Source organism: Nitrobacter sp. NHB1, from assembly GCF_036964665.1.
GTDB lineage: Bacteria > Pseudomonadota > Alphaproteobacteria > Rhizobiales > Xanthobacteraceae > Nitrobacter.
Genome location: NZ_JBAMDA010000001.1, coordinates 1 through 25594, shown reverse-complemented (window position 1 = coordinate 25594; position 25594 = coordinate 1). Strand labels below are relative to the sequence as shown.

Below are 25594 nucleotides of genomic sequence, written 5' to 3'. Positions count from 1 at the left end.
GCCAATATCTTGGCGTTGTGCGTAGTGCAGATCGCAACGACCCGCCGACGCTATATTGGCTGATTAATCAGGCCCGCTTTTCCATCAGGAACCACGTCAGGTCGTCAGCAGGGAATGCCGGGTCTCGACGATAGATAAACCCGTAATCGACAAGTTTTAAATCAGGGTACTTGTCCATCATCTCGCCGGCAAAATCCCGCTTCCACAAACGCCCACTGTGACCGCGATAGCTGATCTCGACCACGGAGGGATTGTAGTACTCCGCCACGAGGACATAACGATTGCTGGCCTCATAGAGCCTTTCATAGGCCACCGGCAGCATGTCAGGATTGAGGTGGATCAAGACACCGGCGGTAAACGCCAGATCGACGCTTGACCACTCGACCGGCTCGAACAACGTCGTATTGGAAGCAGCTATTCCGGGTATCGTCGCTAGCCTTTCAAAGGCTTGGCTGTTTATTTCGATGGCTTGGAACGCTGCGTATGGAAGCAGGGTCTTGAGGGCCAGAATATTAAGGCCGATGTTGGCGCCAAGCTCTCGAACTGACCGGACATTGCTGCATCGCTGGACAATTCGGGCAAACATCGCGATTTTGGCGGCCAGCACTTCCTGACTTTGATTCCGGTCGATGTAGTTGTCGCCAAACTCCCCGGCCCAGAATTCCTCTTGTGCTGTGATCTGGGTCATACGTGCTAGTTTCCCTTGAAGTTTCACATGATCCTTGCAACCACAACGAGCGACGGATCCTTGATGTTGTTTTCGATAATCCCATGGATTGATGAATTTGCCTTGCCATATTCCAAATGCCCGCGGCCCTGGCGGCGTTCTCATCGGCAGCATATTAGAGCATTTTTGAAGCACCTTTGATAAGATCTGGAGACCGTGCATTGTACGCGCTCTCGTCACGAACCCTGCTGAAGACCAACGTTCCTTCCATTGGATCTGGGCGTGCAGGCGCGCTATTAAACCCTCGGCAATGTCAGGCGAGCCGCGGAAGAGGCAGATGGAAGGGTTATTATGGATCGCGAGCAGGTCAGGGCTCATTGGCGGGACTGGGCATCGAAATTCGGCACCGCGCTCGGCGCCACCACCAGAACCGGAACCGCGAAGATGCTCGAGATCGACGCATTGGCGCGCCGGATGACTGCGATCGGGCTCGGCGATGCGCCGGCACACGTTCTCGAAGTCGGTTGCGGCAATGGCTTGAACTGCTTTGGCCTTGCCGCACAATTCCCGCGCATGCAACTCGACGGCATCGACTATACTGCTGAAATGATCGACGCCGCGCGTGAAGCAGCCGTTGCCAACGGCTTCCAGGACAGATCCAGCTTCCGAATCGGCAATGCGCTCGAACTTTCGGCGGCGTCGGGATTGCTGGCGCAATACGATGTTGTTTTTACCGATCGCTGCCTGATTAACATCGAATCGGTCGAACTGCAGATGCGCGCCATCACCGAACTTGCCGCAAGGGTGCGGGGGGGCGGACACCTGATCATGATCGAGAATTCGACGGCGACCTATGATCGGCAAAATCATTGCCGCACCTTGCTGGACCTGCCTGTGCGCATGCCCGCCGCATTCAACCTGTTCTTCGACGAAACACGCATCCTGCCGCACCTCCAAACGCTCGGCTTTGAGGTCGAGATCGAGGATTTCATTTCGCTTCACGATCTGATGCTCTATGTGCTGGTCCCGGCCATCAACGGGGGCACCGTAGATTACGACCATCCGCTGGTCCACGCGGCAACCCTGCTCAACAAAGCGGTATCGGCGGAGATATCGAGCGCCTTCGGCGCCTTTGGGCAAGGCCGGATGTTTGTCTGTCGGAAACCTTGATGCCAGAAGCTGACGCCAACCCGCTCCACAGCGGCCTATTTCTGGATCTTGACGGCACACTCGCTGACAGCCTGACGGCGCTGAAAAACGTCTACCATTCCTTCCTCGCCTCCTTCGGCGCGAGCGGCGACGACGTCGAGTTTCAACGGCTCAACGGACCGCCGCTTGGCGAGATTATCGAACGGCTGAGGATGGCTCACAAGCTGCCGGGAAAACCGGCCAGTCTCCTGCAAAAATACTCGGCCATGGTGTCGCAGGCGCAGCAAAGCGCGCGTCCCGCTGCCGGCGCATATGAGTTGCTAGCGCACGCCCGCGCGTGCGGGTTGAAGATCGCCGTCGTTACGTCGTCGCCCAGATTGTCCGCGCAAAGATGGCTCGCATTCGGAGGGCTCGTCGACAAGATCGACGATGTCGTCGGCGGCGATGAGGTGAGCGCAGGCAAGCCCGCCGCCGAACCCTACATCAGGGCACTGAGCCGGCTGAATTGCTCGGCCGCCCTGTCGCATGCCGTCGAGGATTCCCGCATCGGCGCGATGTCGGCAGTTGCCGCGGGGCTCAAAACGTGGGCATTGGCGCCGCCGAACAATCGCGCCGGGTGGCCCGGTCAGGTCGTGTTCATCGAACGTCTCACTGATCTCCTTGGAAGAATACCGACATGCTGAATGTTCACCTGCTTCAGTCGGAGCCGAGAGTAACGCTGGGAGCGGCAGCGCCAACCATCGGCCCGGACATCGAGGCGCGCGTGGACGAAATCTGGCAGCGCGAAAAAGAGCTACGCTCCCACGATCTCTACAACGGGCGATTGTTCAGCGTCGATCATTGTGATGCCAAAACGATCGTCGGCTGGATTTCGGAGTACCGCTACTTCCTCGCACAACGGCGCGAGCCGAGCCTTCATGCCGCGCTGAAGATCAAACCGCTCGCCGTCACAGGTATCCTGTCTTGTTCGGATGGCGTTTTATTCGGCCGGCGCAGCGGTCGCTCTGAGATGGACGCCGGGTGCTGGGAGCTGGTGCCGTCAGGCGGCGTTGACGACGCGGCAGTCGGGTCGGCCGGACAGGTGAGCCTCGAACGATGCATTCTGATCGAACTCGAGGAAGAAACCGGCATCAGCGCGTCCGAGCTGTCGGCGCATTCCAGAGCCGTCGCGCTGGTCGAGGATCCGCAAAGTCACGTCACCGACGTCGGAATCATGCTCTCGATCGCCTCCTCGGCTGCGCAGATCCAGCACCGCTTCGCGGCGCTTGAGAATCGTGAATATTCTGAACTTGAAATCGTTGCACCCGCCGACGTGCGGGCGTTTCGGCGCAACCGGGCTGACTCGTTGGGCGCTGTTTCCGCCGCCCTTTTGGATACTCTACTGCAACCCGGCCTATGCTCCGGCTTCCTGAGCAGCGCCTTTGAAGTCACGCAGGACCGCACCAATAAGCGATTGAAATAACTTATGAAAATCGCCAAAATCTGCGGTGCCCTCGATGCAGCTTTGATCTTCGTCGCGCAAACCTCGTAAACCAGCCGCCGAGGCAATAGTTTCCGCTAAGTGGCAGCGTTGCTGCGAGCCGAGTCTTCCAGTTCGCACCAGGAGCGTAAGTTGTGATGCAGAGCCCGGAACTCACCATCGGGGAGCGCAAGATCGGCCCGGACTGTCCTCCTTACATCATCGCCGAACTGTCGGCGAACCATAACGGCAAGCTTTTGAAGGCGCTGGAGCTGATCGAAGCAGCAGCCGCCACCGGCGCTGACGCGATCAAGATCCAGACCTATACGGCCGACACGATGACCATTCCTCACGATGGCGAGGAGTTTTTGATCAAGGGCGGCCTGTGGGACGGCTACAGACTCCACCAGCTCTACCAGCAGGCTCACACACCATATGAATGGCATGGGCAAATGTTCGCGAAGGCGCGTGAGCTTGGGATCACGATCTTCTCTAGTCCCTTTGACGAGACCGCCGTCGACCTGCTCGCAGGGCTCGATGCGCCCGCCTACAAGATCGCATCGTTCGAGGTGATTGACCTGCCGCTGATCAAATATGTCGCCAAACAGGGCAAACCGATGATCATCTCGACCGGGATGGCCAATCTCGGCGAGATTCAGGAGGCGGTCGAAACAGCGCGCAGCAACGGCGCCGGCGGCATCGCGCTGCTGCACTGCACCAGTGCCTACCCTGCTCCGATCGAGGAAGCGAATGTGCGCACGGTGGCGCATCTCGGCCAGGCCTTCAACGTTGTGTCCGGCCTTTCCGATCATGCGCCTGGCTCTGCCGCCTGCGTCGCTTCGATCGCGCTGGGCGGCTCCATAATCGAGAAGCATTTTACGATCTCGCGCGCCGACGGTGGTCCAGACGCAGCGTTTTCGCTCGAACCGCACGAGTTCAAGCGGCTGGTCGACGACTGCAAGTCGGCATGGTTCGCGCTCGGATCTGTCGACTATGGCCTCGTCGAGAGCGAAAAGGCCAACATGCGGTTTCGCCGTTCGATCTACGCAGTCAAGCCGATCAAGGCGGGGGAGCCTCTGACGAGCGAGAATATCCGCGTCATCCGGCCCGGCTTTGGCCTGCCGCCAAAGCATCTACCCGACGTCATCGGCCGCACCGCCGCGTGCGACATCGCCTATGGCGAAGCGCTAAAGTGGTCAGTGATCGCGTGACGATCCCGCCATCCCGCCGGATGACAGGGCGGGCTTGCCGCGAAAACCCGAGAGGGTTCTCCTTTTTGGCTGCCTAACCGGGGATGCTTATCTGAAACCCATCTAACGTCGGTTGAGCAGAGTCCGGAAAATATTAATCCTGGTCAGCAAACCGCTTCGAACTCGTCACGGGAAATGCCTCTCTCGAAACCAGCATTGGCAAGTCATCTCGGAGAAACGACTTTAGGTTCATGAAGAGGGGATCTTCTTCCAATCTAAAATTCGACAACGCCAGCGTCGCACTGCGAAAATATTCTTCAGGGGCCCAACGCTTATCGGGAATTAAAATCGATTTACTGCGAAATCCTTGGAGTATGCAGTAGGAATAAGCCACTGCGCGCCGACGCTGATCCACCGGCATCGACCAGACCTTTCGCGACACATTCAACAGAATGCTCCTCAGAGCTTCCATGCTAGATGCCTCCTCGATAATACCAAGGCCAGAAAACTTGTCTTCGCCCGTCGCGATCATTCTCTGTCCAGCCGCGGCCATTTCGTAGAGAACCGTTCCACGAACCGTGAGACCAGCATCGCAATGCTTCATGACCTCACCAGCGCTGAGGGCGCCATTTGCAAATCCGATATTTCTGATGTCGGCGCAGTATTCACGCAGCGTATCCCACGAACGCTTCCCATCATAGCTGTCGTTCAGCGGATGCGGCTTAATAATCAAGTTGAGATGTGTCAGTTGCCGCGCAAGATCAACGACGTCGACAACAGCTTGCCAGTAATCGTCCGATAGTTGCTTTGGCCGCGTCAGCGGGGCGTCTTGAAACGCATGCGCAAATACGCAGACCGTAGAATTCTCGGGGTTAACACCGCAGCTCTCAAGGAAAGCCTCGCGAGAAACCGGTAGCTGATCAACAACTTCACGGTTCAATAGCGGGTCGATAGTCCGCGCCAGCGTGCCTTCAACAGCGCCGCCGAATAGGTCAAGCCTGGGATCATCCAGCAGAGCTTGATCGAAAGCGTACCTTTCCAGCATCTCTTTGCAGTCGCTGGGAAGACCGGACGACAAGTCGGTTAGATCCCGATATCGCGTAACAGCAATTGGAATATACTGCTCTACCAGGAATGTTGGTGCACCGTGCATGGCCGAAAAATCAGCCAGCTGTCCCGATACCGAATAGCAAATGTGCCCCAATACACTCGCTCGAATCGAGGACTTTCCAAATATCATGGGAAGAGCTTCGTAGTCGGCCAACACGAGCTTTGCAACTGCGATGAGCTCGTCGCTCAGATTGTCGATGGTGCCGAAGCCAAATCGTCTCAGAAATTCATTGTAAATCAGAAGACCGTGTCGTGGGGATTTCGGGTCTGACAGCGACCGAATTGCATGCCTGAGCGAAGACCCCGATTTACCCTGTAGTCGCTTGCGAAGGTCACTCTCTGCATTGGCTGACCAGACCGGATCAGACAGGCGACGATTGCGAAATTCGGAAATATTGCAAAAGCGACTGACGCCAAACGAGCGAGCGAGCGCCTGGTTCGCTTCAACGTCTGTCCTTCGAACATCACCAAAGTCATCGGCGAAAATCCCGACGATTTCACCTCCCCATATGTGCTGTATGCACTTCGCAATTACACAATTTGCGAACAGGTGGGAGTGCACGTTGGCATTGTGATAAAGGTCAAGAATTATGACGCGGTCGGACTTGGGCGGGGGAGAAGATGCCCAGAACCGCCGATTTTCTTCCAGAAACTCGCCGATATTCATGGTGCCACGAAGATCCCTGCGATCTGTTTTTAAATTTTTGATCGCGCAAATCAACCCGAAAGATCACGTTCAAGTTTCGAGCGCGTGGGATAACCGTTCTATAACGTAATCTTGCTGTTCGGCGCTCAGGTTTGGGTGAATGGGCAACGTTAGTGCGAAATCGTAATATTTTTCGGAAGCCGGAAAGTCGCCACGGGAGAATCCCAAGGCCCGGTACCATGGTTGCAAATGGACCGGGATGTAATGGACGTTGACGCCGATACCTGAAGAGCGCATCGCCGCAAAAACCTCGGCGCGAGTACGTCGCACGGTTTCGTCCAGTTCAATGACATATAGATGCAACGCCGAGAGAGTGCCCTCCGGCACGAACTGGCGAATCACGGGAAGACCAGCAAGCCCTTCGTGATAACGCGCCGCGATCGTCTGCCGCCGGGCAATGAATTTGGCGAGGCGATCAAATTGCCTCACGCCGAGCGCCGCCTGGATGTCGGTCATACGGTAGTTGAAGCCGAGCATCACCTGCTCGTAGTACCAAGGGCCTTCGGGAACGCCGGTCATATCAGCGGGATCGCGCGAAATGCCATGGTTGCGCAGCAGGCGCATCCGATGGGCGATCTCGGCAGAACGCGTGGTCGCTGCACCGCCTTCTCCTGTCGTCACAATCTTGACGGGATGGAAGGAAAAAACGGTAACGTCAGCGAGCTCGCTCGAACCGACGGGCCGATTCTGGTAGTATCCGCCAACGGCATGGCTCGCGTCTTCAAGGATGCGGAAGCCGTGTCGGTCCGCCAGCCGGCGGATAGAGGCAAGATCTGCGGAAGTACCGGCGAAGTCCACTGGGACGACAACCTTCGGCAGGGTGCCGTCGCGCTCGGCCGCTTCGAGCTTGGTAGCTAGTGCCTCGACATCCATGTTTCGGGTCTTGGCATTGATATCGACGAAATCGACGATCGCTCCGCAGTAGAGACCGCAGTTGGCGGAGGCCACAAAAGTGTTCGGCACCGTCCAGAGTCGATCCGATGGGCCGAGCCCGAGCGCAAGACAAGCGACGTGCAGCGCCGCAGTCGCTGAGGAAAAGGCTACCGCTTCAGGCGCGTCGACTGCCCGCGCCAACGTCTCCTCAAACCTGGGCACCATCGGCCCTTGGGTTAGGAAATCTGACCGAAGGACTTCGACGACCGCCTCGACATCGGCGCTAGAGATGTCCTGACGACCATAGGGAATCATGTCTTGACCCGTTCATAAAATTCCCGGATTTGTTCTACAGAATACCGGACGGGGTTTGTACCGGAGTTGTACGAGAAACCCCGCGCTACAGGAGCACCAGTCTCACCGAGACGGTTCTCCAAATAATCATAACCGCGATCGTGGAACTTGATCGACGGTCGAATTACATAATGATCACTAAATTCAAGCGTCAAATGGCTAACATCTGCAGGGCACATTATCTCGTGCAGCTTTTCGCCCGGCCGGATACCAATCAAGTTCTGTGGCAGGTGCGGCGCCATCGCCGTTGCAAGGTCGACTATCCGGATCGACGGCAACTTCGGTACACAAATCTCGCCGCCATGCATACGCTGGAAGCACTTCAGAACGAAGTCGACGCTTTCCTGCAACGAGATCCAGAAACGAGTCATGTCGGTGTCGGTAATCGGCAACGACGTCGCGCCTTGCGCTATCAGTTTTTCGAAAAATGGGACGACCGATCCGCGCGAGCCGGCAACGTTACCGTAGCGCACGACCGAGAAGGCGGTACGTCGTTTGCCTGCCATATTGTTGGCAGCAATGAACAGTTTATCCGATGCAAGCTTGGTAGCGCCATACAGATTGATCGGGTTAGCCGCTTTATCGCTTGAGAGCGCGATCACCTGCTCAACGTCGTTGGCAAGCGCGGCTGCCACGATGTTCTCCGCGCCATGAATGTTGGTGCGGATACATTCCATTGGATTATATTCAGATGCTGTCACCTGCTTCATAGCGGCAGCATGAACGAGATAGTCAATCCCACGCGTCGCTTCGATCAAACGCGCGCGGTCACGCACATCGCCAATTAACCAACGAATACAGGGCGCGTTTACTTCCTGCTGCATCTCGAATTGCTTGAGCTCATCTCGTGAATAAAAAACGAGGCGCGCCAAGTCGTAGCGCTCGAGTAGTACATTCGCAAATTTGCGCCCGAAAGAGCCCGTACCGCCGGAAATAAATACGGATTTGCCGTTGAACACTTGGACCTCTCTTTACCTGGGAATGGCGTAACCGAAGTCCGCGCGATGTCAATGACAGGTCAGTCAGACTAAATCAACGACGTGGCGAGTGGTGGTGGCTTTCCTGTTTCGCCAACCAAGGCGAGCCGGCCAAATTGGCCCGCTGTCTTTATCCAACAGCTCCCTTTGTAACCGTCAGCGCGCTGAAGGAATGCTATGACCGACTCGTGGCGCGCGGCCGAGTTTTCACCTTTACGGTCACCGGCTTTCCCTCTCAGATCGTCGTGCGCTCTACGTGGTCGAGGCCGTTGCCGCGGGCGAGGTCTTCATTGAGCGCAACATCCGCGCAATTCGGCCAGGATATGGACTGGCACCGTACCATCTCGACCTGATTCTCAACCGACGCGCCGCCCATGTGATGAAGCGCGGAACGCCGCTCACATCCGACGACGCCTTAGGCTCAAAATCCATTTTTGACTAATTTCGTACGCACCGCTCCTGACATCGGCGACAGGAGGGCAGGCAGAATACTGGCGGCGCTTCTATCGCAACTGATCGGCCAAGTCTACGACGGCGCCATCGATGATGGTCACCACCCATCTCGCATTCCGTCGCAAGCGCGAAGGAGACCGCGCATGGCGCGGTTGATTGAGATCTGTACCGTGATCGATGATTACGGCTACCGGATGAGCGCGAGCTTTTCGAGAGAAGGGCATTTGTGGAACATAACGGAACATCAGACGTTCTTTTCCGCGAATGAGCAGCGCCTTGCCCCGGCGCAGTCGCCCGACACCGTGTCCACGGTGCTGAAGCGTTTTCGGCTGCGCGAGGAGCGCAACGGAAGTGGCAGGTAAGAACGCTCCGCTGTGCATAGCGACATGGCAATGCTGGGAGGTGGGCTTGGCGAGGAAACGCATTGGCATTCTCACGGGCGGCGGCGACGTCCCCGGTCTCAATGCAATCATTAAGACCGTGACTTATCGCGGCAGTGAGGACGACATCGAGGTCGTCGGTCTCCGCCGTGGTTGGGAGGCCCTGACGCACCTAAACCTCGAGGACCCGACCAGCAGATTTCACTACCTCATCCCGTTGAACCGTGAAAACACCCGCACCATCGACCGGCGCGGCGGCACCATGCTGCATTCGAGCCGCACCAATCCGTCCAAAATGAAAAAGTTACCCGACCATCTCGTCGGCACTGACCTTCCAGTTGCCACGAATACCAACGGCGGCACCGAAACCAGGACCTGGGACCTGACCGGCCAGGTGCTCGCGAACTTGTCAGGACTAGGCATCGAACACCTGATCGCCATTGGCGGCGACGACACGCTCAGTTATGCGGCCAGGCTCAACAAACTCGGCGTCAAGATCATCGCCATTCCGAAGACGATGGACAACGACGTCCGCAACACCGAGTACTGCATTGGCTTCTCGACCGCGATCACCCGCGCCAGCGACGCCATCCAGCGGCAGCGCACCACTGTCGGCTCGCACGAGCGCATTGGCATTTTCCGCGTCTTTGGCCGCGATGCCGGATTTACCGCGCTATACACCGCGTATGCGGCCTCGATCCGGTGCGTCATACCGGAGTACAAGGTTGATCTCAACAAGCTGATCCAGTTGCTCCTTGAGGAGAAGCGCGCCAACCCAAGCAACTACGCGCTGATCGTGCTCAGCGAGGGCGCCGAGTGGGAGGGCTACAAGGTGCATGAATACGGCGAGCCTGACTCCTACGGTCACCGCAAGAAGGCGAGCGTCGCCGAAGTGCTTGCCGACGAAATCAAAGGGCGCGCCGGCGAGGAGACTATCGTCTCTGACCTCACCTATGACCTGCGATCGGGCGACCCGGACTTCATCGACAAGCTCGTCGCCCTGACTTTCGGTAACATGGCATACGATGCTGTCCTGAAAGGCAGGACCGGCCTGATGTCAGCGCTGGTAGAGGGCCGCTACGACCTGGTGCCCATCCCTGACGCCAATCTCGGGCCGCGCAAATTGGACGTCGCCAGCACGTACAACACGGAACGCTACCGCCCCATCTACGCAGATAAGCGGGGGCTGCCGATCTTTCTCAACCGCGCGTCATAGGGTGGCAGGTTGTCTACGAGATTCAAATCGCTCGCCACCCCGATGCCAAGTTCGGTCTCGCCTTTTGCCACCGCCTCTGCAATTTCAGTACCGGAGGGTTCCAGTCGACTTTTCGCCTTCACTTCCGAAATCCCCAAGCGTTTCAGCAGGGCGATCGTGTAAAGACTGGCACCGCCGCCAGGTGCGGGATCGCCAACGGCGACCGACTTTGCCGCCAGCGGCGCGCGCTTGAGCGCATCCGCGAAGCTGGGGTTGGGCTTGACCGCGCCCTTTCTTGACAAAAACGGTGAAGCCGACCTGAGCGATTTCCACGCGGCTCCCCGCGAGCAGCTTACCTGCTCCTGCAATTCTTCGTTTTGTTTGCCAGAGACGATCGCCACGTCGACGTCCTCGCCCTTGATAACGCGCTCGGTGATGACGTCGAGCGGTGCATAGGCGGCCGTAACCTTGTGGCCCGACGAGTTCTCGAACTGCGGTAAGAGTTCGGGGAACAGCACCCGAAAGGAAGCCGGGCCGAGCAGCTTGATCTCGGCCGCACGCGTGGGGGATGGCGTGGCTGCAATCAGCAGAAAAGCAGACAGTCCTATCACTTGCGGAAACAGCAAATGTCGAAGCAACGAAATGTCTGAACATGCCGTCCTTCTCTTTTTGCAGACCGGTTACCCGGCGGCGGCGGCGGCGAGCACGGCGTTGATGGCGCCGCCCTCGAGAAATCCACAGTCGGTGTTCGCACATGCCGGAAAAGTGATCGAGATCCATGTACGCAACTCGAGGCATTGGCGGAACCAAGTGTCCACGTTGATGTTTGAGGCTTGAAATACATGGTTCCTACCAGGTGGCCCATATGCTGGTGGAACTTGCGCGGTCAAGCGCACGCGGGCGTGGCCGATAACCCATGATCGGACGAATACGGGTCCGTAATGCGGCGGCTGGCTTACGGGTAAGTATGCCGACGGCTGGATGGGCAGATTTAAAAAATGTGAGTGACAAAAAATGTGAGTGACAACAGGCCTCGCGGCCGAACAAACGCACCGAGGAGACGCTGATGAGCTGGATACTTGACCTCGTTAATCCCCGAGAGCGCAAGTGGGAAGAGTTCTATCGCAACCGCTGGTCGCACGATAACGTTTTCCGCAGCACGCATGGCGTCAACTGCACCGGTGGCTGCTCCTGGGCGATCTACGTAAAAGACGGAATCATCACCTGGGAGATGCAGCAGACGGACTACCCGCTCCTTGAGCGCAGTCTGCCGCCCTACGAGCCGCGTGGCTGTCAGCGTGGCATTTCCGCCTCCTGGTATGTCTACAGCCCGATCAGGATAAAGTATCCCTATGTCCGCGGTCCGCTGTTCGACATGTGGAAGGAAGCGAAGGCGTCGAGTGCCGATCCGGTGCAGGCCTGGGGTGCGCTGGTTGGCGACGAACAAAAGCGGCAGCGCATGCAGAAGGCACGCGGCAAGGGTGGTTACCGCCGCGCCAAGTGGGAGGAGCTGGTCGAGCTGATTGCTGCTGCCAGCTTGCACACCGCGCGCAACCACGGGCCGGACCGGATAATGGGCTTCTCGCCGATCCCGGCGATGTCGATGCTGTCGTTTGCGGCCGGCACACGCTTTTTGTCGCTCATGGGCGGATCGTTACTGAGCTTCTACGACTGGTACGCCGATCTGCCGACCTCGTTCCCGGAAATCTGGGGCGATCAGACCGACGTGTGCGAAAGCGCGGACTGGTACAACAGCAAGTTCATCGTTTCGATGGCGTCGAACCTGAACATGACCCGTACCCCCGATGTGCATTTCATCGCGGAAGCACGCACCGAGGGAACCAAGTTTGTGGTTCTTGCGCCGGACTTCAGCCAGATCGCCAAATACTGCGACGAGTGGATTCCGATTCAGGCGGGACAGGACACGGCGCTGTGGATGGCGGCCAATCACGTCATCCTCAAGGAGTACTACATCGACCGCCAGGTTCCGTACTTCATTGATTACGTCAAGCGTTACACCGACCTTCCGTTCCTGGTGGAGCTGGAGCCCAACGAGAACACGTACAAGACGGGTCGCTTGCTGCGTGCCAAGCATGTTCCGCGCTACAAGGATGTCGAGAACGGCGACTGGAAGATGCTGTTGCTTGACGCCAACAGCGGCGAGTTGCGGGCGCCGAAGGGTCAGGTGGGTGATCGCTGGGGTTCTGTGCACGGTAAATGGAACCTGTCCGGCGAGGACACCCTGGACAATAGTCCGCTCGATCCGGTGCTGAGCTTTATCGATCGATCCGATGACGTGGTGCAGGTCGGGTTCGACGATTTCGCGAACGGTCGCGTCGTCTCGCGCGGCGTGCCGGTGCGGCGTGTCGCTACGGATAAGGGCGAGATTCTGTGCGCGACCGGCTTCGATATCATGATGTCCCAGTTCGGCCACAGCCGGGGCCTGGAAGGCGCGTTTGCGACCAGCTATGACGACGACGATGCGCCCTATACGCCGGCATGGCAGGAGCGTCACACCGGTATCGGTCGCGAGACGGCGATCAGATTTGCGCGTGAGTTCGCGACCAACGCAGAGTTCACCAACGGCAAATCCATGGTGATCGTGGGCGCCAGCGCCAACCACTGGTTCTACAACAACCTCTGTTACCGGTCGGCTACGGTCGCCTTGATCCTGTGCGGTTGTTGCGGCGTCAACGGCGGTGGTATCAACCACTACGTCGGCCAGGAAAAGCTTGCGCCCGTTGCGCCATGGGCTTCGATTGCTCTGGCTCTCGACTGGTCCAAGCCGCCGCGGGTCGTGCAGTCGTCGACCTGGCATTACGCCCATAGCTGTCAGTGGCGCTACGAGCAGGAGTTTACCGAGTATGGCCTGACGGCACCAAATCCGAAATGGGCCAAGGGTCATTCGATCGACCTCGAGGCGAAAGCGGTGCATAACGGCTGGATGCCGTTTACGCCGCACTTCAACCGCAACCCGCTCGACGTTGCGGCTGACGCTGAGCGTGCTGGCGCGAAGACCACTGAGGACATCGCCGCTCACGTCATCGATCAGGTCGTCAGTAAGAAGATTCAGATGGCGATCGACGATCCCGATGCCGAGGAGAACTGGCCGCGGTTGTGGTTCATCTGGCGTGGCAACGCGATCCAGTCCAGCGCCAAGGGACACGAGTACTTCCTGCGGCATTACCTCGGGGCGCACGACAATGCGATCGCCGAGGATCGTGCCAGAGGCAAGACGCATACGGTAAAATACCGCGACACGGCGCCGCGCGGGAAGTATGACCTGGTGGTCGACCTCAATTTCCGTATGGATACCTCGTCGCTCTACTCCGACATCGTGCTGCCGACGGCGTTCTGGTACGAAAAGAACGACCTCAACACGACGGACCTGCATTCGTTCCTGCACGTGCTGGGACAGGCGGTTCCGCCGGTGTGGGAGTCCAAGACGGACTGGGATATCTTCAAGCTGATCGCCAAGAAGGTCAGTGAGTTGGCTCCGCTGGCGTTTTCCAAGCCGGTGCGCGATGTGGTCCTTCAGCCGCTCATGCACGACACCCCGGACGAACTGGCGCAGCCGGAGATTCTCGACTGGGCCGAGGGCGAGTGCAAGCCGGTGCCGGGCAAGTCCTTCCCGCACGTGCGCGTGATCGAGCGCGACTACGCGAACTTGTACAACAAGTTCATCTCGTTCGGACCGAAGGCGCGGGAGGATGGCGTTTCTGCGGTCGGTGTGAATGTCCCGATCAAGAAGCAGTACGACCAGATGCTCGACAATCCCATCATGCCGATGCCTGATCCAAGGCATATGCGGTGCGTCGAGTGGGGCGGCAAGCGGTATCCGAGCCTTGAGGACGTGCTGGACGGCTGCAATACGATACTATTGTGTGCGCCGGAGGCGAACGGCGAGGTGTGCTACCAGGCCTTCCATAATGAGGAGCATCACGTCGGCCTGCCGCTTGTTGATCTTGCTGAGCCTACCCGAAACGTCACGACGACTTTCTATGACCTTACGCGTCAACCGAGGCGACTCCTTACGAGCCCCTGCTGGACGGGTATGATCAACGACGGACGCGCTTATTCCGCATGGTGTATGAACGTTGAGCGCCTGGTGCCTTGGCGGACGCTGACCGGCCGGCAAACGCTGTACATCGATCACCAGTGGTACCTCGACTTCGGCGAGCATATTCCAACCTACAAGCCGCGGCTTAATCCGCGCAAGACCGGCGACATCGTGAAGAGCCGGGTCGATGACCGCTCTCTGGTGCTAAACTACATCACGCCGCACGGAAAGTGGAACATTCACTCGACCTACAAAGATAACCACCGCATGTTGATGCTGTCTCGCGGCATGGATCCGGTGTGGATCAATGACAGAGACGCGGAGAAGGTAGGCATTGAGGATAACGACTGGGTCGAGGTCTACAACGACAACGGTGTGGTTGTTACCCGCGCCAACGTGAGCCGCCGAATTCAGCCTGGCACCTGCATGTACTACCACGCGGTCGAGCGTACGGTGTACATTCCGAAGTCGCAGGAGCGTAAGTGGCGTGGTGGCGGACACAACAGTCTGACGCGTACTCGTATCAACCCGCTGTTTTTGGCCGGTGGATATGCCCAGTTCACATACGGCTGGAACTACTGGGGTCCGACTGGTATCTTAACGCGTGACACCCACGTCGTCGTGCGCAAGACGGAGAAGCTGGAATGGTAGGGCAGCCCCGCGACGCATGAGCCTGAGTAGTACGAACTCGCCCGGCGCATTTCGGTGCGCCGGCGCGAGTCGGCGCCGGAAAGTACGTGAGCATCAACTGCACGCTGCGCACCAATGGCGCAATCCGTCACATCTGCGCTTGGCAAACCGGACACGGATAAGCCTGGTCTTATGGCTGACAGTCTTATGGCTGACAAAGGCTTTCTTACGTCTGGATAAGACGGCAAACGCGAAGCCTGAAGACGTGGTTCCTCACACAGGCTTACCGGCTATGTCCCGCAGAAGGTTTGCTGGATTTCTTCCCCCGGTGCCGGCGGCTTTCCATAGTCCGCAAACTGCGGCTGGTCATCGTAGGGATACGCCAGCACCTCGACGAGTTCGTGAAATTTATCGAAGTGTCCCGCTTCGGCGTCTTGAATGGCCGCTTCAATGCGGTGATTGCGCGGGATGAACATCGGATTGGCTGCCAGCATGGCGGTGCGGCGGGCTTCGGCGGGGCGCTCTTCAAGCAACAGGCGCTCGCGCCAGCGTGCGGCCCATTCGTCGAAGACGGACGGGTTTGCGAAAAGCGTCCGCACGCCTGCATTGCCCTTCGTATCTGCTGCGGCCTCGCACAGGGCGCGGAAGGTCAACGTGAAATCCGCATGATTCTCAGCCATCGATGCCAGGAGACCTGACGCGAGTTCGAGATCGCCTTCCATCTCGCTTGCAAGACCCAGCTTCTGCCGCAGGCCGGCAAGGTATGCTTCGTTGTAATGCGCGTTGAAGAGCTTGATCGATGCGTTCGCGGCTTCAATCGCCTTGTCGGCGCCATCCGCCATGAGCGGCAGCAGTGTCTCGGCGAATCGGGTCAGATTCCATTTGATGACGGCGGGCTGATTGGCGAACGCATAGCGCCCAAACTGGTCTATCGAACTGAAGACCTTGTCCGGATGGTAGGCGTCCATGAAGGCACAGGGGCCGTAGTCGATCGTCTCGCCCGCGATCGCAGTGTTGTCGGTGTTCAGAACACCGTGGATGAAGCCGATGAGCATCCATCGGGCGGCCAGCCGGGCCAGGGCCGCGACCACCGCGTCGTAGAAGGCGCGATATGGGTCTTCAGCCGAGCGCGCGTCCGGATAGTGCCGCTCGATGGCGTAGTCCGCGAGAATACGAAGATTTTCCACGTCGCCCCGCGCGGCGAAATACTGAAACGTACCGACGCGCAGATGGCTCGATGCAACGCGGGTCAGGACACCGCCCGGCAGCATACGTTCGCGCATGACGTTTTCACCGGTCAGCACCGCGGCGAGGGAGCGCGTCGTCGGAATGCCGAGCGCGGCCATGGCCTCGCTGACAATGTATTCGCGGATGACAGGACCCAGCGCGGCGCGGCCATCGCCGCCTCTTGAGAAGCGGGTTCTGCCGGAACCTTTGAGCTGAAGGTCATAGCGTTTGCCCGCAACGTCGACGACTTCACCGAGCAGGATGGCGCGCCCGTCGCCGAGCTGCGGTACGAAATCCCCGAACTGATGTCCGGCGTACGCTTGCGCGATCGGCTCGGAACCGGGTGCAATGACGTTGCCGGAAAGAACGGCAACTCCTGCGGGACTTTTGAGGAACTGAGGATCAATGCGCAACCGCCGGGCGAGCGCATCGTTCACGCGCAGGAGGCTGGGCGCGGCCGCCGTCGCCGGCTTCACGCGCTGATAAAATGCTTCCGGCAGCCGGGCATAGGTGTTGTCGAACCGGATGGGCGCTGCCGCGTTTGCGGACGCGGGACGGACAATTTTTGCTGAGGAGGTCATGGCTTAAAGTCGTTCCTCGGCCACGAAAAGCAATGGCGGTTTGACGGGTCACAACGGACGTTATGCCCTTTCACAGCAATCGTGTCGATATGCAGGTCGGGAATGAAGATGTCCCGCACTTGCGCAAGGATTGCGATCGTGCCGCGGTGTTAGCTGCGCAGCCCCGGCGCTTCCTGGCCGGTGCGTGCGACGTATTCGGTGTAGCCGCCGCCATACTGGTGGATGCCCTCCGGCGTCAGCTCCAGCACGCGATTGGAGAGGACGCTGAGGAAATTTCGGTCGTGCGAGACGAACAGCATGGTGCCCTCGAAATCCGACAGTGCCGTGATCAGCATCTCCTTGGTCGCAAGATCGAGATGGTTGGTCGGCTCGTCCAGCACCAGGAAATTCGGCGGATCGAACAGCATCTTCGCCATCCCCAGCCGCGCCTTCTCTCCACCCGACAACACCCGGCACCGCTTCTCAACGTCGTCGCCGGAAAAGCCAAAGCAGCCGGCGAGTGCGCGCAGGCTGCCCTGCCCCGCGGTCGGAAATGCATCTTCCAGCGACTGGAACACCGTGCGGTCGCCGTCAAGCAGATCCATGGCGTGTTGGGCAAAATAGCCCATCTTGACGCTGCCCCCGACCGCCACCGTGCCGGCGTCGGGCTCGCTCGCACCGGCCACCAGTTTGAGCAGCGTCGACTTGCCGGCGCCGTTGATGCCCATCACGCACCAGCGCTCGCGCCGGCGGATCATGAAATCAAACCCGCCATAGATCCGCTTGCTGCCATACCCCTTGTGGACGTTCTTCAAGGCGACAACATCCTCGCCGGAGCGCGGCGCCGGCGGAAAGTCGAATGCGACCGTCTGGCGGCGCCGGGGCGGCTCCACCCGCTCGATCTTGTCGAGCTTTTTCACCCGGCTCTGGACCTGCGCCGCATGCGAGGCACGCGCCTTGAAGCGCTCGATGAACTTGATCTCCTTGGCGAGCATCGCCTGCTGGCGCTCGAACTGGGCCTGCTGCTGCTTCTCGCTCAGCGCACGCTGCTGCTCATAGAACTCATAGTTGCCGGAATAGGTGGTCAGCGAGCCAGAGTCGATCTCGATGATCTTGGCGATTACGCGGTTGATGAACTCGCGATCGTGCGAGGTCATCAACAGCGTGCCGTCATAATCTCTGAGGAACTGTTCGAGCCAGATCAGGCTTTCGAGATCGAGATGGTTGCTCGGCTCGTCCAGCAGCATGACATCGGGACGCATCAGGAGGATACGCGCCAGCGCCACGCGCATTTTCCAGCCTCCAGAGAGCGCGCCGACGTCACCCTCCATCATCTCCTGGCTGAACCCGAGGCCTGACAGCGCCTCGCGCGCCCGGCCATCGAGCGCATAGCCGTCGAGCTCCTCGAAACGATGCTGCACCTCGCCGTAGCGCGCGATGATCTCCTCCATCTCGTCGGCGCGATCCGGGGCGGCCATCGCGGTCTCGAGTTCGCGGAGCTCGGCGGCGATCACGCTGACGGGCCCCGCTCCTTCCATCACCTCCGCCACGGCACTGCGGCCGGACATCTCGCCGACGTCCTGGCTGAAATAGCCGATGGTGATGCCGCGATCGATCGAGACCTGCCCTTCGTCGGGCAGTTCCTGGCCTGTGATCATCCGGAACAGCGTGGTCTTGCCGGCCCCGTTTGGACCGACGAGGCCGATTTTCTCACCCTTGTTGAGCGCTGCGGAGGCTTCGATGAAAAGGATCTGGTGGCCAGCTTGCTTGCTGACGTTGTCGAGACGGATCATGAGGTCATTTTGAGGGAAAGAAGTGTTGCGGTCTCTTAGTCCATGTGGGCGGCAAGTGGAAGCCCGGCCGCGCCTGGGTGGCCTGACAAATCCCTGGCAATTCTGCGCCCCCTTGCCAATTATGGTCGAGACTGCGTGTTTCCCGTCAGCACCCCTGAGACAAATTGAGGGACTTTCCGAAGGGAAGATTTCTGGTTCATCGTAGCCGCAAGGAGCGAAGATGAGACAGAAATCCGGACGGGGCAAGGCGCCTGCGCAAGCGATTTGACGTCTGTTGCGAAATCCGCAACAGCCTGCAAATGTCAGCAATACTTACCCACTTGGAGAGGATCATTCTTCCGTCAGAAGTAACCAGTCAAGTCCCGCATAATCGCCGAAGTATGCCTGTCGGGCCTGCGAAGAGGTGGTGGTGCAGGCTCCGGCGCCGGCACGGCTGATCGAGGGCGGATTGCCGACCGAAGCGACAGTGGCGCAGGTCCTCGTCGCCAAATACGCCGATCACTTGCCGCTCTACCGCCAATCCCAGATCTACGCCCGGCAGGATCTGGTCTGGTTCCGGGATCTGCCCAGCTTCCGGGATGCAAAGGTTGCGTGCCAAGCTCGACCTGATCAGCCAGAAGACCAAACTCGCCGAGGCGATCCGCTACGCGCTGTCGCGCTGGGAGGGGCTCACGCGATACCTCGATGACGGCCGCATCGAGATCGACAGCAACGTCGTCGAACGCTCAATCCGGCCGATTGCGCTCAACCGCAAGAACGCGTTGTTCGCCGGCTCCGACGGCGGCGGCGAGCACTGGGCCGTCATCGCCTCGCTGATCGAGACCTGCAAGCTTTGCAGCATCGAACCGCATAACTATCTGGCCGACGTCATCACTAGGATCGTCAACGGCCATCCCAACAGCCAGATCGACGACCTGCTGCCTTGGGCCTATACCGCTGCGCTGGATACCAGGGAAGTGGCCTGAAAACACCGCTTACCCTTGCTCCACTCGCTCCAAAAATCGGCACTCTCGCCGGCAGGACAGATCCTTCGCATCCCGGAAGCTGGGCAGATCCCGGAACCAGACCAGATCTGTCTGACGCGGGAGCGGCTCTGAGCTGACTGGAACCCTGCCAGGAACGGGAATTCTTGGACCGGAGACGGAGGCCGAAGAAGGGGCACATCCACGAACGGAGACAGCCACTCACAAAACCAGCGTCAGAAAAGCCCGCCAACGGCGGGCCCTTTTCATCGGCCCCTGGAAATGCGAGAAATAGTAGACTGAGTGGTGGCGGACGCAGTCAGATGCGAACCGGTCTCCGCTGCGATTTCCCTGTTAACAGGGAAAAATACAGGGAAAACGGCGTTTCTTGCTACGGAGCGGCTTGGGGCGGGTCCTCAACACCGGGTTTTTCAGCACTTTTGGGGAGTTTTCCCTAGTGAGCTTATCAGGAAAAACTTTGATGGTATCAGGGAAGGTCATCTGCTTAGATTAGGACCAACAAATCAAAATGATCTCTTATGAGAGAGACCACGCAAAATGCCTTTGCTGTTAGATTCCAGGGCGGAATCCATAGAGGGCGTCCTTGCTGAATTTAGGCGACGCGGTGTCGCGTCCGAGGATGCTGAGATCGTCCTATCCGTCGGAGCCTACCGCGCCCCCGATCGCCGACCGGTGCCATTCGCAGCCGCTTCAATGAAGCATGGCGATGAGGTGTTCGCGATACCTCTGGTTTCGTTCAAGGATTTTCAGGCGTCGTTGATCGACGGCACTCCCATGGCTCGAACGGAAATTTGGGCGCTCGATGGTGCTCAGATCTTTCCTGACGGATCTGTGAAACTGGCCCAGCAAGAGGGTTTTCCGGATGGGCTATTGGTCAGCAATCTTCGTCTTCTGAAAGCAAGCCCCACCTACCACTGGTCGGAATTTGACAGCTACGTCGTAGAGCTGGCTCTCGAGGGGCTCCCCTACGAGGTATTCCGTGAGTTTGCGCCCGGCATTCTACCACTGGCAGTTCTTGATTTTGCGAGAGTTTCAACGGTCAAGATTCAGCGACTCAAGAACCTGCTCAATCGCTTGGAAGACCGTCTGCAAGACGTGTGGGAGCGGAACGATATTCTGACAGCCGAAGGCCGCACCGCTTTCAGAAAATGGCAGGGCCGACGTAGCCTGAGACAGGCGATTACCCGCACCCTGAGAGAGTCGGGAATGAGACCCGCTCGAGAACAAGGTTATGGTCGGCGTTCCTCGCTACCAAACAACGAATCCATACAATAGCGAGCCTGAAAGGGCATCAGCTGCGTATCTTCGCCCTCTCCAATCAGCAACCTTGCGATATGCCGGTTTGTGAGTGGCTGACTTTACGGAACTCAGCCAGAGTTCCGTAGCCTAACAGCTTACCCACCCCTTAGTAATTGGTCCGCGTTTAGCGGAGCAAAGAGCCATGCGGAAAAGAAAAAAGATCATTGCTCGATCGGCAGCCGACATCCTCCCTTTTCAACATCCAGCGATAAATCAGGTAGCTCTAAGCGATCTAAAGCTACCGGCCCGCAAGCTGAGAACTCACAACCGAGCCTCGCGGCGAAAGCTGGCTGCCATTCTGCGGACAGTCGGATTTATTGATCCGGTCGTTATCGACGAAAATAACAATGTTTTAGCCGGAATCTTGCGCTGCGAGGTTGCCGGCGAACTTGGACTGGACACAATTCCCGCCATCCAGATCAGCCATATGAATGAGATCGAGAAGCGAGCCTATGTCCTGGCCGCCAATCGCCTTGGCGAAGATGCCGGATGGGACCAAGAGCTTCTTGCCATTGAGCTTGGCGAACTCGCGATTGCCCTGCCAGAAGCTGGAATTGAACTCGAGGCGACCGGATTCAGCATCAATGACTTTGATCAGATCATGTCTGATCGAGGAGACCCGTCTCCCGATCCGGTAGAACCCGAGCTACCGGCGCCTGGACGCCCTGTGACTCGACCAGGCGACCTCTGGCTTTGCCATAGAGGCCGGCTCTACTGCGCCGATGCGCTGCAGCCAACGAGCTATGTCACGCTGATGGCGGGCCGGCGCGCCACCATGACGTTCACCGATCCCCCTTACAACGTCTCGATCCGTAAACACGCGCGCGGGCTCGGACGCAGAAAACATCGAGAATTCGCGATCGCGTCGGTGAATTGTCAGACGTCGAATTCTTGCGGTTTCTTCAAACCGTATTCGGGCTTATCGCCGACGTGAGCCTCGACGGCAGCATCGTTTTCTCATGCATTGATTGGGCCCACCTTCGGATCATGCTTGACGCAGGGGCTGATGTATTTTCCGAGCTTAAGAACATCTGCGTTTGGGTCAAATCGAACGGCGGAATGGGCACGTTCTATCGCTCGCGCCACGAACTGATATGCGCCTTCAAGGTAGGCCAGGGACCGCACATCAACACGTTTGAGCTAGGCCAATACGGACGCTCCCGAACCAATATCTGGGAATATACCGGACTTAATGCCTTTAAATCCGGCCGTGACGACGAACTGGCAATGCATCCGACGGTGAAGCCGGTCCGCATGATTGCCGACGCCATGCTCGACTGCTCAAAACCTCAATCCGTCGTTCTCGACCCATTCATGGGTTCAGGCTCGACCCTCCTGGCCGGCGAAATGGTCGGCCGACACGTCTATGGTCTCGAAATCGATCCCGAATACGCCGACGTTTCGATCCGCCGCTGGCAAGCCTTTACCCATCGCGACGCCATTCTGGAATCGAGTGGCCAAACGTTCGAGGAAGTCGAGGCAGAACGCAATTCCACCGTCACACAGCCTGCCCAAAAGACCCGATCTTCGCGTCGGGGGGCCAGCCATGGCTAATCGTCATCGAACCGGAAAATATACCGTGGGCAAGGGACGCTCCCCTGTCGCGACGCGCTTCAAGGCAGGCAGGAGCGGAAATCCGAAGGGCCGACCCAAGGGGTCGAAAAACGCTCAAAGCCTGGCAAAGGCAGAGCTCAGCCGGAAGGTTGTGGTCACCGTCAACGGCCGAAAGAAATCGATGACCGTTGCAGAAATCGCCTCGCGCAGGCTCGGCGACAAAGCGATGACCGGGGATGCCAAGGCATTCAGCTTCCTGATCGCAGTTGCAGGCGTAGGTAGTGGCCCCGATGAATCGCTGGCTGATCGTATCACCACGCCCGAGCAAGATCGGGCCATCCTGGCCGAGTATTTCAAACGAAAGGGGTTCACGGAATGAAAAAGCCAAAGCCTCGACAGACGATTCGCCGTGCGAAGCGACCGGTTCGGGCAAGATCGTTAAGCGCCGATCCCACAGTTGTCGATGCCCTCGTTGCGGCTGCACGCGACGATCTGGTTACGTTTATTCAGCTTTGCTTTTTTATTTTGAAGCCGACGACAAAGCTGCTGATGAACTGGCATATCAAGGCGATTGCGCATCAACTGGAGCAGATCAGGCTCGGTCAGCAAAAACGCCTCATTGTGTCGGTGCCGCCCCGACATCTCAAATCGATCATCACGTCAGTCGCATATCCGGCATTCATATTGGGGCACGACCCGTCCAAATCGATCATTGTCGCCAGCTACGCGGCAGATCTCGCGATCAAGCACGGCAACGATTTCCGCACAGTCATCGAGTCAGACATATATCGAAAGGTCTTTCCGACCGTTCATATTGCAAAGAACACCGAGAGCGAGGTGACGACCACCGCGGGCGGCTGCCGGATTGCGACATCCGTGGACGGTCCGATTACCGGCCGTGGCTGCGATATCGCGATCATTGACGATCCTTTGAAGCCCGGCGAGGCATTGTCAGACGTCCGGCGCGAGCGCGTCAACAACTGGTATTACCAGACATTCCTGTCGCGGCTGGACGACCCTCGCAACGCGGCCATCATCCTTGTCATGCAGCGACTGCACCAGGACGATCTCGCCGGGACGCTTCTGCGATCGTCGGAAGATTGGCTCTACTTGAAGTTGCCAGCGATCGCGACATGCAACGAGACTATCCAGGTTGGGCCAAATCTGACTTACGAGCGTCGCGAGGGTGAACCGCTTCATGCGAAGCGCATATCGCTGGAGGAGCTTAACAAGCGCCGCGAAGAAGTCGGAAGCGATACCTGGCAGGCTCAATACCAACAAGAGCCGGTGCCTCCAGGTGGCTATATGATCAAACGGGCTTGGACTAGACGCTACGAGATATTGCCGCCACGAGCACGCGGTTCCCTGGTCATTCAGAGCATCGACACCGCAACGAAGGCAGGCCCTCTCAATGACTACTCAGTTATAACAACTTGGCAGGTCCATGACCATTGTTATTGGTTGACAGACGTTACGCGCAGACGACTGGAATATCCTTTTCTCAAGGCGTTTGTATTGGAACAGGCACAAAAGCATCGGCCGGATAAGATCCTGATTGAGGATGCCGGCACAGGTTCGGCCCTGATACAAGAGCTGAGGTTTACGCCGTACAACGTCGTAGGCGTACGGCCGGTGAACGATAAACTCACCAGGGCGCAGATCGTGGCCGCAAAGTTTGAAAGCGGAAAGGTCTTTTTGCCCCTCTCCGCTCCATGGCTAGCGGATCTGGAGGCGGAATTATTTTCTTTTCCTCAATCACGGCACGACGATCAGGTCGACAGCATCAGCCAGGCACTCTCCGACGAGGTTTCGTCATATGATCCCGGAGCACTGGCCGAGGGGCTGGCGCGGATCTTCTCACCGCAAGTTCGTTGGCACGTGACCTACTAATGGGAAGTTCTCCGGCTAAGCGACCATATGAGACTGCTAACGAAAAAAGAGCTGGGTCAGAATATCACGCAGATCCTGCTTCAATATCCTTGAATATGACCCATCTCGGGGATCGACGCCGATTGCCGGGAAACGAAACCGGGCTGATCAGAACGACAACATGATGGCAGCCCGGCGTTCGGGGCATCACGTTCAGTCGTCTCCGGAGGCATCAATCGGCTGAAGGCCGCCAACGATCAATCCGCTTCAGACAGTATCATATTTTGGAAATGCCCGCTGTAACCGCTCAATGGTCGTCCGCTACTTCGGGATTTTGGACGCGCAGACCGTGTTGCGGTTGCCCGTACTGTTCGCGCTGCGCCGTGCCTTGGCCAGCATCAGCAGCCGTTCGATTTCCAGGCGGCCGACGGTCACCTCACCTCTTCGCCAGCGTCAGAAACTCGCGCGGCGCCAGGATCATCGCATGCACGCGGCAAGGTCGGCGGGAAGCGGATCGGAGGGATCACGGATCAATCATATTTGTTGCAAAAAAACCGTGCGCGATCTTCGTCGTAAAACCAAAAATATCGGCTTATATAGATGTGCCAAACCAGTCATGAGCCAAGTGGAGCCAGGCATGCTCATGCTGACTTCTAGCAGGCTGTTGAAAGGTCTCTCGTTTTCAGAATGCCATCGTGATTCAATTGACCCGCTGTAGGGAGGCGGATTTGCGAGGGTCTGACGAGAGAACGGGATCGTTGTTCAGCAACGTGGATTTGGAAGCCCGGGTTCGGAAGGATCATCCGCTTCGCACGATCCGTCGATGCTCGCTATTATGGAGCACGATTTCGCAGCGCTCTACGCGGGTATCGGGCGGCCGTCGATCGCGCCAGAGAAGCTGCTGCGGGCGATGCCGCTGCAAGCGTTTTACTCGGTGCGCTCCGAGCGCCAACTGGTGGAGCGATCCATCGTGTCGGAAACCAATGCTGTGCCTACCGCAAATCAAACCCTGGCATATTGATGGCGCAGTCCGCCCAGAATCGAACGACAGCTAATGCGCTAGGCTGTCTCGGCGACGCGTGACATCGGCGCGTTCTTGTTTAATG

19 protein-coding genes and 3 pseudogenes are annotated in these 25594 nt (G+C 58.3%); 15 read left to right on the top strand and 7 right to left on the bottom strand.

Going from position 1 to position 25594, the window contains the following annotated elements; translation table 11 throughout:
- Positions 1-67 precede the first annotated feature (67 nt).
- On the bottom strand, positions 68-1045 hold the full coding sequence (locus tag V4R08_RS00105; RefSeq protein ID WP_335577463.1) for a pseudaminic acid biosynthesis-associated methylase: 978 nt from the start codon (positions 1043-1045) through the stop codon (positions 68-70).
- Here V4R08_RS00105 and V4R08_RS00100 point away from each other — a divergent pair.
- From V4R08_RS00100 to pseI, 4 genes are all read left to right on the top strand, one after another.
- The gene (locus V4R08_RS00100) at positions 1019-1837 is read left to right on the top strand and encodes a class I SAM-dependent methyltransferase (protein WP_335577462.1); all 819 of its coding nucleotides are present in this window, start codon (positions 1019-1021) and stop codon (positions 1835-1837) included. The two genes, V4R08_RS00105 and V4R08_RS00100, sit on opposite strands and share 27 nt — an antisense overlap.
- Positions 1837-2499 (top strand): HAD family hydrolase, encoded by a 663-nt coding sequence (locus V4R08_RS00095; RefSeq protein ID WP_335577461.1) that lies wholly within the window; start codon positions 1837-1839, stop codon positions 2497-2499. Before V4R08_RS00100 ends, V4R08_RS00095 begins: the two co-directional genes overlap by 1 nt.
- Before the next feature lie 140 nt (positions 2500-2639).
- Complete coding sequence (locus tag V4R08_RS00090) at positions 2640-3278, top strand: NUDIX hydrolase (protein WP_335577460.1); 639 nt, start codon at positions 2640-2642, stop codon at positions 3276-3278.
- Positions 3279-3433: 155 nt separating this feature from the next.
- On the top strand, positions 3434-4486 hold the full coding sequence (gene pseI / locus V4R08_RS00085; protein ID WP_335580132.1) for a pseudaminic acid synthase: 1053 nt from the start codon (positions 3434-3436) through the stop codon (positions 4484-4486).
- Positions 4487-4619: 133 nt separating this feature from the next.
- Here pseI and V4R08_RS00080 read toward each other — a convergent pair whose 3' ends face one another.
- The 3 genes from V4R08_RS00080 to pseB all read right to left on the bottom strand — a co-directional run bounded on the left by V4R08_RS00080 (position 4620) and on the right by pseB (position 8467).
- On the bottom strand, positions 4620-6242 hold the full coding sequence (locus tag V4R08_RS00080; RefSeq protein WP_335577459.1) for a hypothetical protein: 1623 nt from the start codon (positions 6240-6242) through the stop codon (positions 4620-4622).
- Between the two features lie 69 nt (positions 6243-6311).
- Positions 6312-7469 carry a UDP-4-amino-4,6-dideoxy-N-acetyl-beta-L-altrosamine transaminase gene (gene pseC, locus V4R08_RS00075; RefSeq protein ID WP_335577458.1) on the bottom strand — a complete coding sequence of 386 codons (1158 nt, stop codon included), beginning with the start codon at positions 7467-7469 and terminating at the stop codon, positions 6312-6314.
- Positions 7466-8467 carry a UDP-N-acetylglucosamine 4,6-dehydratase (inverting) gene (gene pseB, locus V4R08_RS00070; RefSeq protein WP_335577457.1) on the bottom strand — a complete coding sequence of 334 codons (1002 nt, stop codon included), beginning with the start codon at positions 8465-8467 and terminating at the stop codon, positions 7466-7468. Before pseB ends, pseC begins: the two co-directional genes overlap by 4 nt.
- 271 nt (positions 8468-8738) lie before the next feature.
- Here pseB and V4R08_RS18165 point away from each other — a divergent pair.
- The 3 genes and pseudogenes from V4R08_RS18165 to V4R08_RS00060 form a co-directional block, all read left to right on the top strand.
- A pseudogene (locus V4R08_RS18165) lies at positions 8739-8927 on the top strand (SAF domain-containing protein); the annotation flags it as partial.
- 154 nt (positions 8928-9081) lie between these two features.
- Positions 9082-9300 carry a hypothetical protein gene (locus tag V4R08_RS00065; RefSeq protein ID WP_335577456.1) on the top strand — a complete coding sequence of 73 codons (219 nt, stop codon included), beginning with the start codon at positions 9082-9084 and terminating at the stop codon, positions 9298-9300.
- Between the two features lie 46 nt (positions 9301-9346).
- On the top strand, positions 9347-10534 hold the full coding sequence (locus V4R08_RS00060) for a 6-phosphofructokinase (protein ID WP_335577455.1): 1188 nt from the start codon (positions 9347-9349) through the stop codon (positions 10532-10534).
- Here V4R08_RS00060 and V4R08_RS00055 read toward each other — a convergent pair.
- Positions 10486-11151 (bottom strand): molybdate ABC transporter substrate-binding protein, encoded by a 666-nt coding sequence (locus tag V4R08_RS00055; protein ID WP_335577454.1) that lies wholly within the window; start codon positions 11149-11151, stop codon positions 10486-10488. The two genes, V4R08_RS00060 and V4R08_RS00055, sit on opposite strands and share 49 nt — an antisense overlap.
- A 428-nt stretch (positions 11152-11579) precedes the next feature.
- Between V4R08_RS00055 and V4R08_RS00050 the strand changes: the two genes are divergently transcribed.
- On the top strand, positions 11580-15224 hold the full coding sequence (locus V4R08_RS00050; protein ID WP_335577453.1) for a nitrate reductase subunit alpha: 3645 nt from the start codon (positions 11580-11582) through the stop codon (positions 15222-15224).
- Positions 15225-15493: 269 nt separating this feature from the next.
- Here V4R08_RS00050 and V4R08_RS00045 read toward each other — a convergent pair whose 3' ends face one another.
- Together V4R08_RS00045 and V4R08_RS00040 are read right to left on the bottom strand one after the other, a co-directional pair.
- The gene (locus V4R08_RS00045) at positions 15494-17011 is read right to left on the bottom strand and encodes a protein adenylyltransferase SelO (protein ID WP_335577452.1); all 1518 of its coding nucleotides are present in this window, start codon (positions 17009-17011) and stop codon (positions 15494-15496) included.
- Positions 17012-17160: 149 nt separating this feature from the next.
- Positions 17161-18783 (bottom strand): ABC-F family ATP-binding cassette domain-containing protein, encoded by a 1623-nt coding sequence (locus V4R08_RS00040; RefSeq protein WP_335577451.1) that lies wholly within the window; start codon positions 18781-18783, stop codon positions 17161-17163.
- Between the two features lie 373 nt (positions 18784-19156).
- Between V4R08_RS00040 and V4R08_RS00035 the strand changes: the two are divergent.
- The 7 genes and pseudogenes from V4R08_RS00035 to V4R08_RS00005 form a co-directional block, all read left to right on the top strand.
- Positions 19157-19748: pseudogene (locus tag V4R08_RS00035) on the top strand (IS66 family transposase); the annotation flags it as partial.
- Between the two features lie 711 nt (positions 19749-20459).
- Complete coding sequence (locus V4R08_RS00030) at positions 20460-21041, top strand: hypothetical protein (RefSeq protein ID WP_335577450.1); 582 nt, start codon at positions 20460-20462, stop codon at positions 21039-21041.
- 166 nt (positions 21042-21207) lie between these two features.
- Positions 21208-21999: a ParB/Srx family N-terminal domain-containing protein gene (locus V4R08_RS00025; protein ID WP_335577449.1), complete on the top strand. Its 792-nt coding sequence runs from the start codon at positions 21208-21210 to the stop codon at positions 21997-21999.
- Positions 21996-22619: a DNA-methyltransferase gene (locus V4R08_RS00020; protein WP_335577448.1), complete on the top strand. Its 624-nt coding sequence runs from the start codon at positions 21996-21998 to the stop codon at positions 22617-22619. Before V4R08_RS00025 ends, V4R08_RS00020 begins: the two co-directional genes overlap by 4 nt.
- A 25-nt stretch (positions 22620-22644) precedes the next feature.
- Positions 22645-22998 carry a DUF5681 domain-containing protein gene (locus tag V4R08_RS00015; RefSeq protein WP_335577447.1) on the top strand — a complete coding sequence of 118 codons (354 nt, stop codon included), beginning with the start codon at positions 22645-22647 and terminating at the stop codon, positions 22996-22998.
- On the top strand, positions 22995-24509 hold the full coding sequence (gene terL, locus V4R08_RS00010) for a phage terminase large subunit (protein ID WP_335577446.1): 1515 nt from the start codon (positions 22995-22997) through the stop codon (positions 24507-24509). The genes V4R08_RS00015 and terL overlap by 4 nt, the downstream gene beginning before the upstream one ends.
- Positions 24510-25216: 707 nt before the next feature.
- Positions 25217-25452 (top strand): annotated as a pseudogene (locus V4R08_RS00005) (transposase); the annotation flags it as partial.
- Positions 25453-25594: the final 142 nt, after the last annotated feature.